This is a genomic window from Roseibium aestuarii (genome assembly GCF_008477545.1).
Taxonomy (GTDB): Bacteria; Pseudomonadota; Alphaproteobacteria; order Rhizobiales; family Stappiaceae; genus Roseibium; species Roseibium aestuarii.
The window spans coordinates 80,733-95,691 of sequence record NZ_VORA01000007.1 but is presented as its reverse complement, the minus strand read 5'-3'; the positions used below and the strand labels follow the sequence as shown (position 1 = coordinate 95,691).

The following is a 14,959-nucleotide window of genomic DNA, read 5'->3' as shown; positions in this document are numbered from 1 at the left end:
TTGACTACCATTGGCCAGCGAAATGGCAACCATGAAAACCGAAAATTCCGCTTGCGACACAGGGTCGCTTACCATTCTGGGGATCGAGACCAGCTGCGACGAGACCGCCGCCGCCGTCGTGCGCGGACCGGTGGACCGCGCCATTCTCTCCAACGTGGTGCGCTCCCAGTTCGACGAGCACAAGGCCTTCGGTGGCGTGGTTCCCGAGATCGCGGCCCGCGCCCATATCGAGGTCCTCGACAAGATCGTCGCCCAGGCGCTCGATGAGGCCGGTTGCAGCTTCGACGACATCGACGCGGTGGCGGCCACGGCCGGTCCGGGTCTCATCGGCGGCGTCATCGTCGGCTTCCTCACCGCCAAGGCCATCGCCATGGCCGCCGGCAAGCCGCTGATCGCGGTGAACCATCTGGAAGGCCACGCCCTGACGGCGCGCCTCACCGACGATCTCGAGTTTCCCTTCCTGCTGCTGCTCGTCTCAGGCGGCCACACCCAGTTTCTCATGGTGCGCGGCGTGGGCGACTACGAGCGTCTTGGCACCACCATCGACGACGCCATCGGCGAGGCCTTCGACAAGACGGCCAAGCTGCTGGGCCTGCCCTATCCCGGCGGCCCCGCCGTGGAGCGCCTGGCCCGGGACGGCGACGTGACCCGTTTCGCCCTGCCTCGCCCGCTGCTGGACCGTCCCGGCCTCGACATGTCCTTCGCCGGACTGAAGACCGCCCTGCGTACCCAGGCCAAGAAGCTGGAGCCGATCGACGATCAGACGGTGGCCGATCTCTGCGCCGGGTTCCAGCGCGCCGTCGCCGATGTGCTGGCGGCCCGCACCCGCCGCGCCTTCGACCTGTTCCGCGAGCAATATCCGCGCATCACCCCGACCATCGTGGTTGCAGGCGGCGTGGCCGCCAACGGCGAGATCCGCGCGGCCCTGCTGAAGGCCTCCGAGGAGGCCGGCGCCCGCTTCGTCGCCCCGCCCATGGCGCTGTGCACCGACAATGCCGCCATGATCGCCTGGGCCGGGCTGGAGCGCCTCCGCCTCGGACCTGTGGACGACATGGGGGTGAGCCCGCGGCCGCGTTGGCCGCTGGATCAGGAAAACAGCGGTGTTCTGGGTTCGGGCAAGAAGGGCGCGAAGGTCTGATCGGCAAGCGGCCGGCGTGCCATGTGCTTTCACCTGCGGCGCGAACTTGCTAGGACAGGAAGAACAGCTTTCTTCCCCATTCCTTTCGGACCGTCGCTTTTCATGAAGATCCATCACAAGGCCTATGTCTACCTGACCTGCGGCACCAAGCTGCTCGTGTTCGACGAGCCCGACACGCCGCAACTGGGCCTGCAGGTTCCCGGCGGAACCCTGGATCCGGGCGAGAGCCATCTCATCGGCGCCCGGCGCGAATTCGCCGAGGAAACCGGCCTCGACCTCGATGCCGCCTTCGATCACTTTGCCGATCAGGACCTGCCCTTCGAAACGCTGGTGCGCGACGGGCTGGTGATCCCGCCCCCGGATCGCCCCCTGAAGGGGCGGCACCTGCGCAAGCATTATCATGTGCGCATATCCACCGCCCCGGCGGAGGAATGGGAACACTTCGAGATGACGCCCAGCAACGGTGGACCGCCCATCCGCTTCCGCTTGCATTGGATCGATCTTTTCGGCAAGACCGCCATGGACCCGAGCGCCTTCTTTGCCGGCTTCGGCGAACCGCTCGACGCCCTGCGCCGCCGCTTCTGAAGGAGACCTGCGTGACCCAATCCCCGGCTCCGGCCCCAGCCCCGGCCGCGTCTTTCCAGAATATCGCCGTCATCGGTGGCGGTGCATGGGGCACGGCACTGGCGCTGACGGCAGCCCGTGCCGGAAGGGATGTCACGCTCTGGGCACGCGACGCCGGTCTGGTGGCCGAAATGCGCGCGAGGCGCCAGAACAGCCGCTATCTTCCGGGCATCACCTTCGATGAGGACCTGACGGTCACCGACCATCTGGCCGACTGCCTGACCGCCGATGCCCTGCTTCTGGTGACCCCGGCCCAGACCACCCGCGACCTGCTGCGCGAGCTCGGCCGTCTGGGCGAGTGGCGCGGCCCGGTCGTTCTCTGCGCCAAGGGCATCGAGCGCGGCACAGGTCAAATGCTCTCGGACATTGTGCGCGAAGAAACCCGCGGCGCGGAAGCTGCCGTGCTCTCCGGCCCGAGCTTTGCCGATGATGTGGCGCGAGGCCTGCCCACGGCGGTCACCATCGCCGCCCAGACGGCGGACACGGCCCGCGCCCTGTGCGAGGCCCTCGCCTCCCCCGCCTTCCGCCCCTATGCCTCGACGGATGTGACCGGCGCCCAGATCGGCGGCGCGCTGAAAAACGTGCTGGCCATTGCCTGCGGGGCCGTCGTCGGACGCAAGCTGGGGGCCAGCGCCCAGGCAGCGCTGACCGCCCGTGGCTTCGCCGAACTGACCCGTCTGGCCCAGGCACTTGGCGCAAGGCAGGAAACGCTGACCGGCCTCTCCGGCCTCGGCGACCTGATCCTCACCTGCTCCTCGACCCAGTCGCGCAACTTCTCCTTCGGCCTGGAACTGGGTCAGGGAAGGTTCGCCTCGGACCTGAAGGCCGCAGGCGGCAAGCTGGCCGAAGGCGCTCACACGGCGCGCATTGCCGTCACCCTCGGCGCGCGCCTCGGAGTGGACCTGCCGATCTGCCAGATCGTCTCGCGCATGGTCGAGGAAGATCTGCCGATCCGGGAAGCGGTGAGCGAACTGATGACCCGTCCGCTGAAATCGGAAATGACAAACCCCTGATCCTGCAAGGAATGCCCTTGGCAGGTCCCAAAAATCAGAGCAGGATCCCGCGCGATCCTCGCCACGAGACGAAAGACGAGAAGGACAGCACATGCTCTTCGCCCTGATCTGCACCGACAAGCCCGGCGCGCTCCAGGTCCGGCTGGACAACCGTCCCGCCCATATCGAATTCCTCAAGGGCCTGGGCGACAAGCTCAAGGCCGCCGGCCCCTTCCTGGACGCCGAGGGCAACATGAGCGGCTCGCTCGTCGTCATCGAGGCGGACGACCGCAGCGCCATCGAGGCCATTGCCGCGCAGGATCCCTATGCCGTGGCCGGGCTGTTTGCCTCCGTCGACATCCGCCCGTGGAACTGGGCCGTGAAGAACCCGGAGGCCAACTGACGTGCGTTACTGGCTGATCAAGTCCGAGCCGGACAAGTGGTCCTGGGAGCAGCAGAAGGCCAAGGGCGCCGAGGGCGAACCCTGGGACGGCATCCGCAACTATCAGGCCCGCAACAACATGCGCGCCATGGAAATCGGCGACAAGGCCTTCTTCTACCACTCCAACATCGGCAAGGAAGTGGTCGGGGTCGTCGAGGTCTGCAGCGGCATTCACCCGGACCCCAAGAGCGACGACCCGCGCTGGGAATGCGTGGACTTCCGCGCTGTGCGCGACATGCCGAAGCCGGTGACCCTGGCGCAGGTCAAGGCCGAGCCGCGTCTGGAAAACATGTCTCTCGTCACCAGCATGCGCCTCTCGGTCCAGCCGGTCACGGCAGAGGAATGGGCGGTGGTGTGCGAAATGGGCGGTCTCTCCGAACCGGCCTGAGCCGCTCACCGGCCGAGGCGGCCCCGCCCAAGGAGGCGCGATGACTGCATTCCGCGATCCCATGGCCTTCATCCGGGCGGAAACCGCCGTCCGGCCGGTGCCCCATGCGCCGGAGATCCGCCTGCACGTGGCGGATGAGGCCATGGACCTCTGGCAGAAGACCGAGGAAGAGCTGGAGGCGCTGGGATTGCCGCCTCCCTTCTGGGCCTTTGCCTGGGCCGGCGGTCAGGCCCTCGCCCGCTACATTCTCGACCACCCGGATCTGGTGCAAGGGCGCTCGGTGCTCGATCTGGCGAGCGGCTCCGGGCTGGTCGGCATCGCCGCCATGAAGTCCGGTGCCAGCGTCTGCCGATCGGTAGACATCGACGCATTCGCCGCCCATGCCGCCCGCGCCAACGCCGAGCTGAACGGCGTGGAGCTGACCATCGAGACCCGGGACATCACCGACGGCCCGGCGCCGGAGGAAAGGGTGCTCTTTTGCGGCGACGTCTTCTATGAAAAACCCATGGCGGGAAAGATGCTGGCCTTTGCCGACCGGGCGCTTGCCGCCGGCATCGCCGTCTATGTGGGGGATCCGGGGCGCAGCTATCTGCCCCGCGTCCGGCTGGAGCATCTGGCGACCTACGACATCCAGGTCATCGCCAATCTGGAGGATGCGGAGATCAAGCGCACCAGCGTCTACCGGCTGCTGCCGCCATCCGCTGCCCCCAAGACCTGACCCGGCCCCTTGCCGATCCTCACGCACCGCACCATCTCGGCGCGTGACCCCTTCCCCTTTGCTGCACTTGCGATAGCATGCGGCGACCCATTCCTCCCAGGGAGCATCACATGCCCATCGTCAACCGCCTCGCCGACATGCATGAGGAAATCACCGCATGGCGCCGGGACTTCCACGAAAATCCCGAGATCCTCTACGAGACCGTGCGCACCGGGCAGAAGGTGGCCGAACTTCTCGAGAGCTTCGGGCTGGATGAGGTGGTGACAGGCATCGGGCGCACCGGCGTTGTCGGCGTGATCCGCGGCCGCAATGGCGGCACCGGCCGCGTCATGGGCCTGCGCGCCGACATGGACGCCCTGCCGATCAAGGAAATCACCGGCAAGCCCTATGCCTCGAAGGTGGAGGGCAAGATGCACGCCTGCGGCCATGACGGCCACACGGCCATGCTGCTGGGTGCCGCCAAGTATCTCGCAGAGACCCGCAACTTCGACGGCACCGTGGTTGTCATCTTCCAGCCGGCCGAAGAGGGCGGCGCCGGCGCCAAGGCCATGATCGACGACGGCCTGATGACCCGCTGGGCCATCGACGAGGTCTATGGCATGCACAATTATCCCGGCATGCCGGTTGGCCAGTTCGCCCTGCGCCCGGGTGCGATGATGGCCGCCACCGACGAATTCGAGATCAAGATCAAGGGCCGCGGCGGCCACGCCGCCCGTCCGCACGACACGATCGACCCCATTGTCACCGGCTCCCAGATCGTCGCCGGACTGCAGTCCATCGCCAGCCGCAACGCCGATCCGTTAAAATCGCTCGTCGTTTCGGTGACGATTTTCCGCGCCGGCGATGCCAGCAACGTCATTCCGCAGGAAGCGACCCTTGCCGGAACCATCCGCACCCTCGACGGACAGGTTCGAAAGCTGGCTAAGGAACGCTTCCTCTCGCTGGTCGAAAACATCGCCGCCGCCCATGGCGCCGTCGCCGAGATCGACTTCATCGAAGGCTATCCGGTCGTCGTCAACCACGAGGAACAGACCGCCTTCGCCGCAGATGTGGCCGAGGAGATCGCAGGTCCCGGCATGGTCAACCGGGATCAGCCGCCGATGATGGGCGGCGAAGACTTCGCCTACATGCTCGAAGAACGTCCGGGCGCCTTCATCTATACCGGCAACGGCGACAGCGCGGGCCTGCATCATCCGCTCTACGACTTCAACGACGACGCCATCCTCTACGGAAGCTCTTACTGGATCCGCCTTGTCGAACGGGCGCTGAACCCGGCGGCCTGAGACCGGAAAACGGCCGGAAATCTCCCCTGCGACGGGCCACCGACAGCCCGCTGCAGGGGCCTTAAGTCTTTGCTTACCTTGAGGATTGATTAGGCACCTCACTGTAATAAATGTCATGTCGACCTGCCCTAGGCTCTGCCGCGAAGTTCATTTTCTCCGCGCGAGACCAGGACACCATGACCCACCACCAGCCCGTCCATCCGGCGACCTTCCGCTTCACGATCAACCCCCAGCAGTTCCTGTCGAACGCTGCCTCGGTGCTCGACTATGCACTGCAGCCGATCGTCGACTGCCACACCGGAGATCTCTACGGGCTGGAGGCCCTGCTGCGGAATGTGGAGCAGCTGGACTGCACCACCCCGGCCCAGGTCTTCGACAAGGCCTACGAGCTGAACTGCCTGGTCGAGCTGGAGCTGATCCTGCGCCGCAAGGCCATTGCCAAGGTCACCCACGCCCGCCTGCCGCGAACGACCCGCCTGTTCCTGAACGTCGACCCGCGCCTCTTCGAAACCGACAGCGACCTCACGGCCCGCACCGCCGCCCTGTTGCGGGAATATGGCCTCTCCGCCGCCAGCATCTGCCTCGAGCTCTCCGAGGCGCGCGACCTGTCGTCGCCGGAACGCATCCGGACCTTCATCAGGGAGGCGCGCCAGCAGGACTTCTCCATCGCCATCGACGATTTCGGCAAGGGCTTTTCCCAGCTCAAGAGCCTCTATGACTTCGAGCCCGAGATCATCAAGATCGACCGCTTCTTCGTCCAGTCGATCCACAGCGATGCCCGCAAGCGCCTGCTCGCGTCCTCGATGGTCGAACTCGCCCATGTGCTCGGCATGCGGGTCGTTGCCGAAGGCGTGGAAACCCGGGCCGAATTCAACACCTGCCGGGAAATCGGCTGCGACCTCATGCAGGGCTATCTCATCTCCCACCCCACGACCCGGACGGACGAGATCCTCGACCGCTACCCCCAGGCGATCAACATTTCCGCCCGCACCGAAGCCGGGTCGAAAGGCCACGAGAACCTGCTGAAGCGGGAGATCAAGCCGCTGGTCGCCCTGCGCGACACCGCCCGCATGGACGAGGTTCTGGCCATGCTGCGCGCCGGCCGGGCCTATCCCTTCATTCCGGTGATCAACGAGGCCGACGAGCCGCGCGGGCTCATCAAGGAAGCCGACATCAAGGACCTGATCTACATGCCCTTCGGCCAGGATCTCCTGCGCAATCGGGCCGTGGACAACCGGGTGAAGAGCTTCCTGCACCGCTGCCCCATCGCCGATCTTCACTCCAAGCTGGACCAGCTCATCGGCCTGATCGCCAACGAGGACGAGCAGACCGGCGGCGTGATCATCACCCGCAACGGCAAGTATTTCGGGTTCCTGACCACCAGCTCCCTGCTGAAGATCGCCAACGAGATCCGCATGCGCGAAGCCGAGGACCAAAACCCGCTGACCAAGCTGCCCGGCAATGGCAGCATCACCGCCTTCGTGCTGGAGGAGGCCGCCCGTTCTGACACGGAGCGCTGTTTCTGCTACATCGACTTCGACCACTTCAAGCCGTTCAACGATGCCTATGGTTTCAAGACCGGCGACCGCGCCCTGCTTCTCTTCGCCGACCTGGCCCGGCGGCATCTGTCGGGCGCCGAGGATTTTCTCGGTCACATCGGCGGTGACGACTTCTTCATCGGCTTCAAGGCCCGCGACCTCGCCAGCATCGAAGAGCGGCTGCAGGTCCTGCGCACCGAGTTCCGCCATCAGGCCGAAAGCTTCTACGACCCCAACCATCGCGAAGCGGGCTTCATCCTGTCCCGGGACCGGGCGGGCGTCGAGCGCCAGTTCCCGCTTCTGAGCTGCTCCATCGCCGTGCTGCACCTGCCGCGCGGTCTGGCCGTCGATGATCAGGACCTGCTCTGGCGTCAGATCGCCCTGATGAAGCAGCGCGCCAAGGACGACCCCGCCGGCCTGGCGACGACCACCTTCGGCCAGAGCCCGGCAAGCACCGCGCCCTCGCGCACGGACTGACGCCGCCGCCGAACGGCAAAGCGCAAAGGCAGCCTTGTCAGGGGAAGAAGCCGGGAGGATAAGACCTTCCCGACCGAAGGTGTGCCCATGACCGACCTGTTTCACTGGCTCCTGCCCGACCAGCTCTCCCTCGCCGTCTCCCTGTTCCTGATCGCCGCCAGTTTCGTCACCTCGGCACTGACGGCAGCCGTCGGCCTCGGCGGAGGCATCGCCCTCATCGCGGTCATGGCCAATCTCATGCCGGGCGCGGCCCTTGTGCCCGTCCACGGCGTCGTGCAGTTCGGCTCCAATGCCGGTAGAGCCCTGGTCCAGTGGCGCCATGTGGACCGCGTCATCTGGCTGTGGTTCGCGGTCGGCGCGGCCCTGGGGGCTGCCCTGGGCGGAGCCATCGCGGTCAATCTGCCCGATGGCTGGCTGCGGGTCGGTATCGGTTGCTTCGTGATCTGGGTGATCTGGGGCCGCCCGCCCCGCCTCGGTCACATGGCCCGTCAGGCGATGGGCATCGCCGGGTTCCTCTCGACGCTGCTGAGCATGTTCTTCGGAGCTGCAGGTCCCATCGGCGGCAGTGTTCTGGCCACCCTCGGGCTGACCCGGCATCAGTTCGTCGCCAATCAGGCCGCGACCGCGCTCACCATGCACATCTTCAAGGTGCTTGCCTTCGGGGCCCTCGGCTTTGCCTTCGCGCCCTGGGCCGGTCTGATCATTCTGATGATCATCAGCGGCTTCATCGGAACCCTCGCCGGCAGCCGCCTCCTCGGCCGCATGCGGGAAGAGACCTTCCGGAAAGGCTTCCGGCTGGTCATGACCCTGCTCGCCCTCAACCTGCTCTGGCAGGGCACGGCGCGCATCCTGGCCGGCTGAAATCCTGCCCCGAGGCCAGAGTTGAGCGTACTCGCAGGTACAGTTGAAATCTTTTGAACACTCTCGCCCTGCGCCCGGCAGGGAGACCGCTTGTCACACCTGCGCCAAGGCGGTAACCCAAATCATCGAAATGTCTTCAAGAAACAGACAAGGGCGGACTCCCATGGCGACACACAAGCTCCTCCTTCTTCCGGGCGACGGCATCGGCCCGGAGATCATGGTCGAAGTGAAGAAGATCATTGCCTGGCTGAACGCCCGCGGCAAGGACACCTTCGAGACCGACGAGGGTCTGGTGGGCGGCGCTGCCTATGATGCCCATGGGCTCGCCATCTCCGAAGAAGACATGGCCAAGGCCATGTCCGCCGATGCGGTGATCTTCGGCGCCGTGGGTGGCCCCAAGTGGGATGATGTCCCCTATGAAGTCCGTCCGGAAGCCGGCCTGCTGCGCCTGCGCAAGGACATGGAACTCTTCGCCAACCTGCGCCCGGCCATCTGCTATCCGGCACTGGCCGATGCCTCGTCCCTCAAGCCGGACGTGATCGAGGGTCTCGACATCCTCATCGTCCGCGAGCTGACCGGCGGCGTCTATTTCGGCGAACCGAAGGAAATCATCGACCTGGGCAACGGCCAGAAGCGCGGCATCGACACCCAGGTCTATGACACCTACGAGATCGAGCGCATTTCCAAGGTTGCCTTCGAGCTGGCCCGCACCCGCGGCAACAAGGTCTGCTCGATGGAAAAGCGCAACGTCATGAAGTCTGGCGTGCTTTGGAACCAGGTCGTGACCGAGACCCACAAGAACGGCTATCAGGACGTCAAGCTCGACCACATGCTGGCCGATGCCGGCGGCATGCAGCTCGTGCGCTGGCCCAAGCAGTTCGACGTCATCGTCACCGACAACCTCTTCGGCGACATGCTCTCCGACGTGGCCGCCATGCTGACCGGCTCGCTCGGCATGCTGCCCTCCGCCTCCCTCGGCGCCCCGGATCCCAAGACCGGCCGCCGCAAGGCCATGTACGAGCCGGTCCACGGCTCCGCTCCGGACATCGCCGGCACGGGTGCTGCCAACCCGATCGCCATGATCGCCTCCTTCGCCATGGCGCTGCGCTATTCCTTCGAGCTGATCGAGGAAGCGGATCTGGTCGAGAAGGCCATCTCCAGCACCCTCGACAAGGGCCTGCGCACCCGTGACATCGCGGCCGAGGGCGACAAGGTCGTCTCCACCGCCGAAATGGGCGACGCGATCCTGGCCGAACTGGATGCGCTGACCGCCTGAGGCCGATCCGGCCCGGTACTGTCGGCTGAAAACTGAAAAAGGCTGTCAGGGTCTTCGCTCTGACAGCCTTTTTCCATTATAAGGCCCGCAAAACCCACACACAGCCGGGATCTCTCCATGAGCGACAAGATCGGCCCCTTCCTGGGCACCTGGATCCTCGACACCGAGGCCAGCGAATATCAGCAGGGCGAAGCGCCAAAGAGCGCCACCCTGAAGATCGAGGACAATTTCGGCATGGCCGTCTTCACCATGAACCAGGTGAGCGCCGACGGTCAGGTGACCAACGACAGCTTCTCCGCCGTGCCGGATGGCCCGGAGACCAAGCTCGGCAAGAGCGGACTGGTCGATGCCATGAGCCTGCGCTTCGTCGGCGACCGCAACCTCGTCTCCGAGGCCCGCAAGGGTCAGCTCACCCTGATGAAGGCGGACCGGGAACTCTCCGAGGACGGGCGGACCCTCACCATCACCCAGACCGTGCATCTGGTGGACGTCGACAGCTTCACCAACACGACCGTCTATCGCCGGGCGCAGTAAACCGGCGTGATCTGGCGCCAAAACGTGCCGCCAGGCGGAATACGGGGCCCAAAATCGGCGCGTGGACTATCAAAAGCGGGAAAAATGCTCCGCTCAGCAGAAATACGCACTTGTGCCGTCCTGTCACAACTACCTAACCTGTCCCCGCAGTCGAAAGCGCGGAGGGCGCGTTCGGTCGTTTGGGAGGGCGGCATGCACACATCTCGTACCGGGCGGGGAGCACACACGCTCTTCAGGTATCCGCCGGCTGGAACCTTGCACCATGCCGGATAACCGAAAGTCGTTCCGCGCGGGAGCGCGCAGGCAGATGCTGCGGCGCAGGCGCCCCATCGAGCAGACCCTGGTCGAGACACCGCAATCTGATCTTCTGCCATCAGACCTTGGCGAATGGCCGTCCGGTCGCACGGCCCTGCCCGCCATCGCGCCCATGCCCGACGCCGGCCTGCGGCGCAAGGGGCGCCCCTGCCGCTCGCTCGAGCTTCCAGGTGCCCGGATCCGGCTCTATGCAGCGCCGCTTCTCCTGGCGGGCGCGGCCCTTGGCCCGACCCTTCAAGCGTTTCTGAGTGCAGTGCCGGGCGCCATCTGAAACGGTCGCCCGGACCATGCGGCGGACCGAAAGCCCACCAAATGGAAGACGCCCGGAAGATTACTCTCCCGGGCGTCCTGCATGCGGTCTGAGGGGACCGGATGGCTTACTTCAGGTCAGAAACCTGACCCAGATGGAACAGCTCGGTGGCGCCCGGGGCGTCATCCACGCCGTCATTGTCGGTCACCAGGATCACTTCGCCCGAGGCAGTGACCGTCAGGCCTTCCGGCTTGTCCAGCACCCAGCCGTGTGAGGCCTGCAGCTCGGGAAGGATGTCCTTCACCTTGACCTTGTCGACCACCGGCAGCTCGGAACCATAGGCAGCCGGAGCGATACCCTTGAGCGAGATCTTGGTGATCTCCTTGATGGTCGCGAATTCGCCACCCTGGTTGTCCCGCTCCAGGATCAGGAACTCTTCGCCACCGAGAGAGACGATTTCCGACAGGCCGACCCAGCCGCCGGCCGGGCTGGCCGGCTTGTCCAGCGGGTAATGCACGAAGCCCCAGGACTTGTCCGCCGGATTGTAGATGGCAAGCTTCACCATGCCCTTCGGATCGTCCTTCCACTCGCGCTGCACGGCGAGGGCGACAAGGGTCTGACCGTCACGCTCGAACTCGGCAACGCCTTCTAAGGAGAAGCGGGCGGACTGGGCAACCAGCTCGGCCGGCAGCTCGATCTCGTCCTCGACGGTGCCGTCGACGGCGGCCTTGATCAGGAGATGCTTCATATCCTTGTCCGGGTTGCCTTCGGAGGCGAGCCAGAAGCCGCCGTCACGGGCGACGGAAATGCCTTCCAGGTCGTATTTCGGCGTGTCCTTGCCATGCAGGGCAACAAAGCCGGTGATGCGGGCTGGCTTCGCGGAGACGTCCAGCGTCAGGATCTTCGCCGTGTCATAGAAGCTGTCGGTCACCGCATAGACCTTGGCGGGATCGCTCGGGTCGGCGGCAAGGCCAGAGAGCGCGCCCCAGCCGATCGGCGCACCGGTTTCCGGATCCTTGTCGGAGACGACCATCGGATAGGCCGCTTCTTCTGCGCCAAACTTGTAGACGCTGACCTGGGCGCGGAACCCGTCCTCGGCACTGTCCGCCTCGTTGGCGACCACGAAGAGCCCGCGGCTCGGGATCGTGACAGAACCTTCCGGAGCGATATGCGTCGGCAGGATCTGGACGAATTCCGGCTCGGCACCCGTATCCTTGTAGACGGCGACGAAGTTGCCGCGCTCGGAATTGATGAAGATGTAGGTCTGGCCGTCGAAGGTGCCGATGGCGACGCCTTCCGGCTCGGTGCCCTTCTTCGCCGCGCGCTTGGCCGGATAATGGCCGGTTTCCATGCCCAGATGCTCGATCTGCGCGCCGCTGTCGAAGAGTACCTCGCCCTTGGTGTTCCAGATGGTGAAGCCGCGCGAGCCGCCTTCATAGTCGCCTTCGTTGGCAGTCACGAACCGGTCCGCATCCAGCCAGGCAACCGCATCCGGTTCACGCTTCACGTTCTCGATGGAGCCGTTGGCATCGCTCACCCGGGTCTTCTTCACCGGGATGTTCTCGACGGTCACGGCACCGGCCGGGAAATGGGAGACGATCTCGCCGGACGCCAGATCCACCACCACGATGTGATTGTTTTCCTGAAGGGTCACGACAGCCTGGTTCTTGTCGTTGATCGACACGAACTCCGGCTCCGGATCGGTGGGGGCGATCTCAGAGAGGCCGGTCATGTCGACGATGCGCACCGCGTCGCAATTGGTCGGCATGCCGTTGGCATCGAGATCGAAGATGGCGAGGTGACCGGCCGGCATCTGCGGAATGACACCGTCATTGAGCTCTTCGTCGCGCTCGTTCTCGATGGCGATGACCACATACTTGCCATCGGCCGAGGTGGCGACGCTGTCGGGCTGGCCCTTCACGTCGCACTTGGCGGCAATCCCCATGTCGGCGAAAGCGATGACGGCCAGATGACCCGACGGGGTCACATAGGTCTCGCTGGTGTTCACACCGGCATAGGCAAAGGCCTGACCGACGGAAACGGACGTCGGCTCACCGGACACGTCGACGCGGCCCTTGGGCGCGAGCGCCGCCGGATCGGTGGCGTCCACGAAGACAATGGCACCGGACGGGCTGTCGGAGAAGACGAGGGTGTTGCCGTCCTTGCTGGCGGAGATGATCTCGGCAGAGGTCTCGGTCTTCATGTCCACGCCCTCAGCCAGGGTCTTGTAGACCGGGAAGGTGCTGACCCGCTCGAAGAACGATCCGGCCTGAGCGCCGCCGCTGGCGGCGACGGTGACAGCCAGGCTGACGCCGGCGAGGAAGCTGGTGCGAAGTGTCATGAAGGAGCCTCTTGGGATGGACCCGCGACTGCGGGTGGTCATGAATTTGCGCCGGACGCTAGGGAACTCTCGTGGAGCTTGCATGACGATTTGCTGAAGGTTTCATGACGACCGCAGACGGCGCGCGCAACGGCCCGCGAGCGGCCGCTTCGACACGCCTCCACATCCCGGCCCGGCGTCGCGCGAGCCAAAGATGAGAGAAGCTCACGAATGGATTGAGCACGCCCGACCGGCCCGGACGCTGTCTCTTGTTGACAAGATCCTGCATCCGCGCAAAAAGATTTCGGCTTTGGACCAGATGGAGCACTTCGGCATGGCTCGGCAGATCGCCGACATCGCAGGCAAGCAGACGACGGTGAACACCGGCGCCGATTTCGCATGCGCAGGCCTTGCTCCCACAACCACCGTCAAACCGACTACCAAAACCACCGCTTAACGGTGCCGCTCATCCCGCACTCCCCGGGGATGGGGGGTGCCTTGAGGCCCGCAGGTCGTCGCGACCGAGCATGGCGGGCCTGAGCGGGGAGACGGATGAGGAACTTCAACATGGGTTACAAGATCGCTATCGCGGGCGCCACGGGCAACGTCGGCCGTGAGATGCTGGACATCCTGGCCGAACGCGGCTTCCCGGCCGACGAGGTCGTGGCTCTCGCCTCCCGCCGCTCCCAGGGCACTGAAGTCTCCTTCGGCGACAAGACGCTGAAGGTCCAGGCCATGGAGAACTACGACTTCTCCGACACCGATATCTGCCTCATGTCCGCTGGCGGTGCCGTCTCCAAGGAATGGTCGCCGAAGATCGGTGCCAAGGGCTGCGTCGTGATCGACAACTCCTCGTCCTGGCGCTACGACGCCGACGTGCCGCTGATCGTTCCGGAAGTGAATGCCGATGCCATCGTCGGCTTCTCCAAGAAAAACATCATCGCCAACCCGAACTGCTCCACCGCCCAGCTGGTCGTGGCTCTCAAGCCCCTGCATGATGCAGCCAAGATCAAGCGCGTCGTGGTCTCCACCTATCAGTCCGTCTCCGGCGGCGGCAAGGAAGCCATGGAAGAGCTGTTCGAACAGACCCGTGCCGTCTTCGTCAACGACCCGATCGAGCCGAAGAAGTTCACCAAGCGCATCGCCTTCAACGTCATTCCCCACATCGACGTCTTCATGGAAGACGGCTACACCAAGGAAGAATGGAAGGTTCTCGCCGAGACCAAGAAGATGCTTGATCCGAAGATCAAGGTCACCTGCACCGCCGTGCGCGTGCCGGTCTTCATCGGTCACTCCGAGAGCGTGAACATCGAGTTCGAGAACGAGATCACCGCCGATGAGGCCCGCGCCATCCTGCGCGAAGCCCCGGGCTGCCTCGTCATCGACAAGCAGGAAGACGGCGGCTACATCACCCCGTACGAAAGCGCCGGTGAAGACGCCACCTACATCTCCCGCATCCGCGAGGACGCGACCGTTGAAAACGGCCTGAACATGTGGGTCGTGGCCGACAACCTGCGCAAGGGTGCGGCCCTGAACGCCGTGCAGATCGCCGAGGTTTTGGTGAACCGCGGCCTGATCAAGCCGAAGAAGCAGGCGGCCTGATCGGTTCATCCGGTCCCCCGACCCCTCATCCAGCGAGACAGACGCCCCGGCCCGCGCCGGGGCGTTTTTTTGCATTCGCCTTGCCAGACCTGCCGCGCACCTGCCAGAAGCCACATTAAATCTTGTTAACGTCTTCTTTTGCAGAGCAACACGGATCCTGATTTTCCTGATCCGTCGCCCCGGATCTCTTCGACATCATGG

The 14,959-nt window shown here is 65.0% G+C and carries 15 protein-coding genes; 14 read left to right on the top strand and 1 reads right to left on the bottom strand.

Annotated features, from left to right (window positions below):
• Positions 1 to 31: 31 nt before the first annotated feature.
• From tsaD to FR728_RS17740, 12 genes are all read left to right on the top strand, one after another.
• Positions 32 to 1,138, top strand: coding sequence for a tRNA (adenosine(37)-N6)-threonylcarbamoyltransferase complex transferase subunit TsaD (gene tsaD, locus FR728_RS17795; RefSeq protein WP_208998901.1), 1,107 nt, complete (start codon positions 32 to 34; stop codon positions 1,136 to 1,138).
• Between the two features lie 102 nt (positions 1,139 to 1,240).
• Positions 1,241 to 1,723: an NUDIX hydrolase gene (locus tag FR728_RS19645; protein ID WP_149894099.1), complete on the top strand. Its 483-nt coding sequence runs from the start codon at positions 1,241 to 1,243 to the stop codon at positions 1,721 to 1,723.
• Positions 1,724 to 1,734: 11 nt separating this feature from the next.
• On the top strand, positions 1,735 to 2,775 hold the full coding sequence (locus FR728_RS17785) for an NAD(P)H-dependent glycerol-3-phosphate dehydrogenase (protein ID WP_149894098.1): 1,041 nt from the start codon (positions 1,735 to 1,737) through the stop codon (positions 2,773 to 2,775).
• A 91-nt stretch (positions 2,776 to 2,866) separates the two neighbouring features.
• A complete protein-coding gene (locus tag FR728_RS17780) occupies positions 2,867 to 3,157 on the top strand; it encodes a YciI-like protein (protein ID WP_149894097.1) in 291 nt (96 codons plus the stop codon).
• Between the two features lies 1 nt (position 3,158).
• Positions 3,159 to 3,584: an EVE domain-containing protein gene (locus FR728_RS17775; protein ID WP_149894096.1), complete on the top strand. Its 426-nt coding sequence runs from the start codon at positions 3,159 to 3,161 to the stop codon at positions 3,582 to 3,584.
• Positions 3,585 to 3,624: 40 nt separating this feature from the next.
• Positions 3,625 to 4,302 carry a class I SAM-dependent methyltransferase gene (locus FR728_RS17770; RefSeq protein WP_149894095.1) on the top strand — a complete coding sequence of 226 codons (678 nt, stop codon included), beginning with the start codon at positions 3,625 to 3,627 and terminating at the stop codon, positions 4,300 to 4,302.
• 110 nt (positions 4,303 to 4,412) lie between these two features.
• Positions 4,413 to 5,585 (top strand): M20 aminoacylase family protein, encoded by a 1,173-nt coding sequence (locus FR728_RS17765; protein WP_149894094.1) that lies wholly within the window; start codon positions 4,413 to 4,415, stop codon positions 5,583 to 5,585.
• Positions 5,586 to 5,761: 176 nt separating this feature from the next.
• Positions 5,762 to 7,600: a bifunctional diguanylate cyclase/phosphodiesterase gene (locus FR728_RS17760; protein ID WP_149894093.1), complete on the top strand. Its 1,839-nt coding sequence runs from the start codon at positions 5,762 to 5,764 to the stop codon at positions 7,598 to 7,600.
• A gap of 87 nt (positions 7,601 to 7,687) precedes the next feature.
• Entirely contained in the window at positions 7,688 to 8,461 is a 774-nt protein-coding gene (locus FR728_RS17755; protein ID WP_149894091.1) for a sulfite exporter TauE/SafE family protein, read from the top strand.
• A gap of 163 nt (positions 8,462 to 8,624) precedes the next feature.
• Positions 8,625 to 9,737, top strand: coding sequence for a 3-isopropylmalate dehydrogenase (gene leuB / locus FR728_RS17750; protein ID WP_149894090.1), 1,113 nt, complete (start codon positions 8,625 to 8,627; stop codon positions 9,735 to 9,737).
• A 117-nt stretch (positions 9,738 to 9,854) separates the two neighbouring features.
• Positions 9,855 to 10,271, top strand: coding sequence for a hypothetical protein (locus FR728_RS17745; RefSeq protein ID WP_149894089.1), 417 nt, complete (start codon positions 9,855 to 9,857; stop codon positions 10,269 to 10,271).
• 307 nt (positions 10,272 to 10,578) lie between these two features.
• Positions 10,579 to 10,857, top strand: a complete 279-nt coding sequence (locus FR728_RS17740; RefSeq protein ID WP_149894088.1) for a hypothetical protein — start codon at positions 10,579 to 10,581, stop codon at positions 10,855 to 10,857.
• Positions 10,858 to 10,963: 106 nt separating this feature from the next.
• On the opposite strand, the gene FR728_RS17735 is transcribed toward FR728_RS17740, so the two are convergent.
• Positions 10,964 to 13,177, bottom strand: coding sequence for an esterase-like activity of phytase family protein (locus tag FR728_RS17735; protein ID WP_149894087.1), 2,214 nt, complete (start codon positions 13,175 to 13,177; stop codon positions 10,964 to 10,966).
• Positions 13,178 to 13,370: 193 nt separating this feature from the next.
• Here FR728_RS17735 and FR728_RS17730 point away from each other — a divergent pair, with 193 nt between their 5' ends.
• The gene (locus FR728_RS17730) at positions 13,371 to 13,613 is read left to right on the top strand and encodes a hypothetical protein (protein WP_149894085.1); all 243 of its coding nucleotides are present in this window, start codon (positions 13,371 to 13,373) and stop codon (positions 13,611 to 13,613) included.
• 110 nt (positions 13,614 to 13,723) lie between these two features.
• Positions 13,724 to 14,758 carry an aspartate-semialdehyde dehydrogenase gene (locus FR728_RS17725; protein ID WP_149894084.1) on the top strand — a complete coding sequence of 345 codons (1,035 nt, stop codon included), beginning with the start codon at positions 13,724 to 13,726 and terminating at the stop codon, positions 14,756 to 14,758.
• The last annotated feature ends 201 nt before the right edge of the window (positions 14,759 to 14,959 follow it).

Coding starts and splice junctions, on each gene's coding strand:
- tsaD (WP_208998901.1), top strand. CDS start 32: ATGAAAACCGAAAATTCCGCTTGCGACACAGGGTCGCTTACCATTCTG.
- FR728_RS19645 (WP_149894099.1), top strand. CDS start 1,241: ATGAAGATCCATCACAAGGCCTATGTCTACCTGACCTGCGGCACCAAG.
- FR728_RS17780 (WP_149894097.1), top strand. CDS start 2,867: ATGCTCTTCGCCCTGATCTGCACCGACAAGCCCGGCGCGCTCCAGGTC.
- FR728_RS17770 (WP_149894095.1), top strand. CDS start 3,625: ATGACTGCATTCCGCGATCCCATGGCCTTCATCCGGGCGGAAACCGCC.
- FR728_RS17765 (WP_149894094.1), top strand. CDS start 4,413: ATGCCCATCGTCAACCGCCTCGCCGACATGCATGAGGAAATCACCGCA.
- FR728_RS17760 (WP_149894093.1), top strand. CDS start 5,762: ATGACCCACCACCAGCCCGTCCATCCGGCGACCTTCCGCTTCACGATC.
- FR728_RS17755 (WP_149894091.1), top strand. CDS start 7,688: ATGACCGACCTGTTTCACTGGCTCCTGCCCGACCAGCTCTCCCTCGCC.
- leuB (WP_149894090.1), top strand. CDS start 8,625: ATGGCGACACACAAGCTCCTCCTTCTTCCGGGCGACGGCATCGGCCCG.
- FR728_RS17745 (WP_149894089.1), top strand. CDS start 9,855: ATGAGCGACAAGATCGGCCCCTTCCTGGGCACCTGGATCCTCGACACC.
- FR728_RS17740 (WP_149894088.1), top strand. CDS start 10,579: ATGCTGCGGCGCAGGCGCCCCATCGAGCAGACCCTGGTCGAGACACCG.
- FR728_RS17735 (WP_149894087.1), bottom strand. CDS start 13,177: ATGACACTTCGCACCAGCTTCCTCGCCGGCGTCAGCCTGGCTGTCACC.
- FR728_RS17730 (WP_149894085.1), top strand. CDS start 13,371: ATGAGAGAAGCTCACGAATGGATTGAGCACGCCCGACCGGCCCGGACG.
- FR728_RS17725 (WP_149894084.1), top strand. CDS start 13,724: ATGGGTTACAAGATCGCTATCGCGGGCGCCACGGGCAACGTCGGCCGT.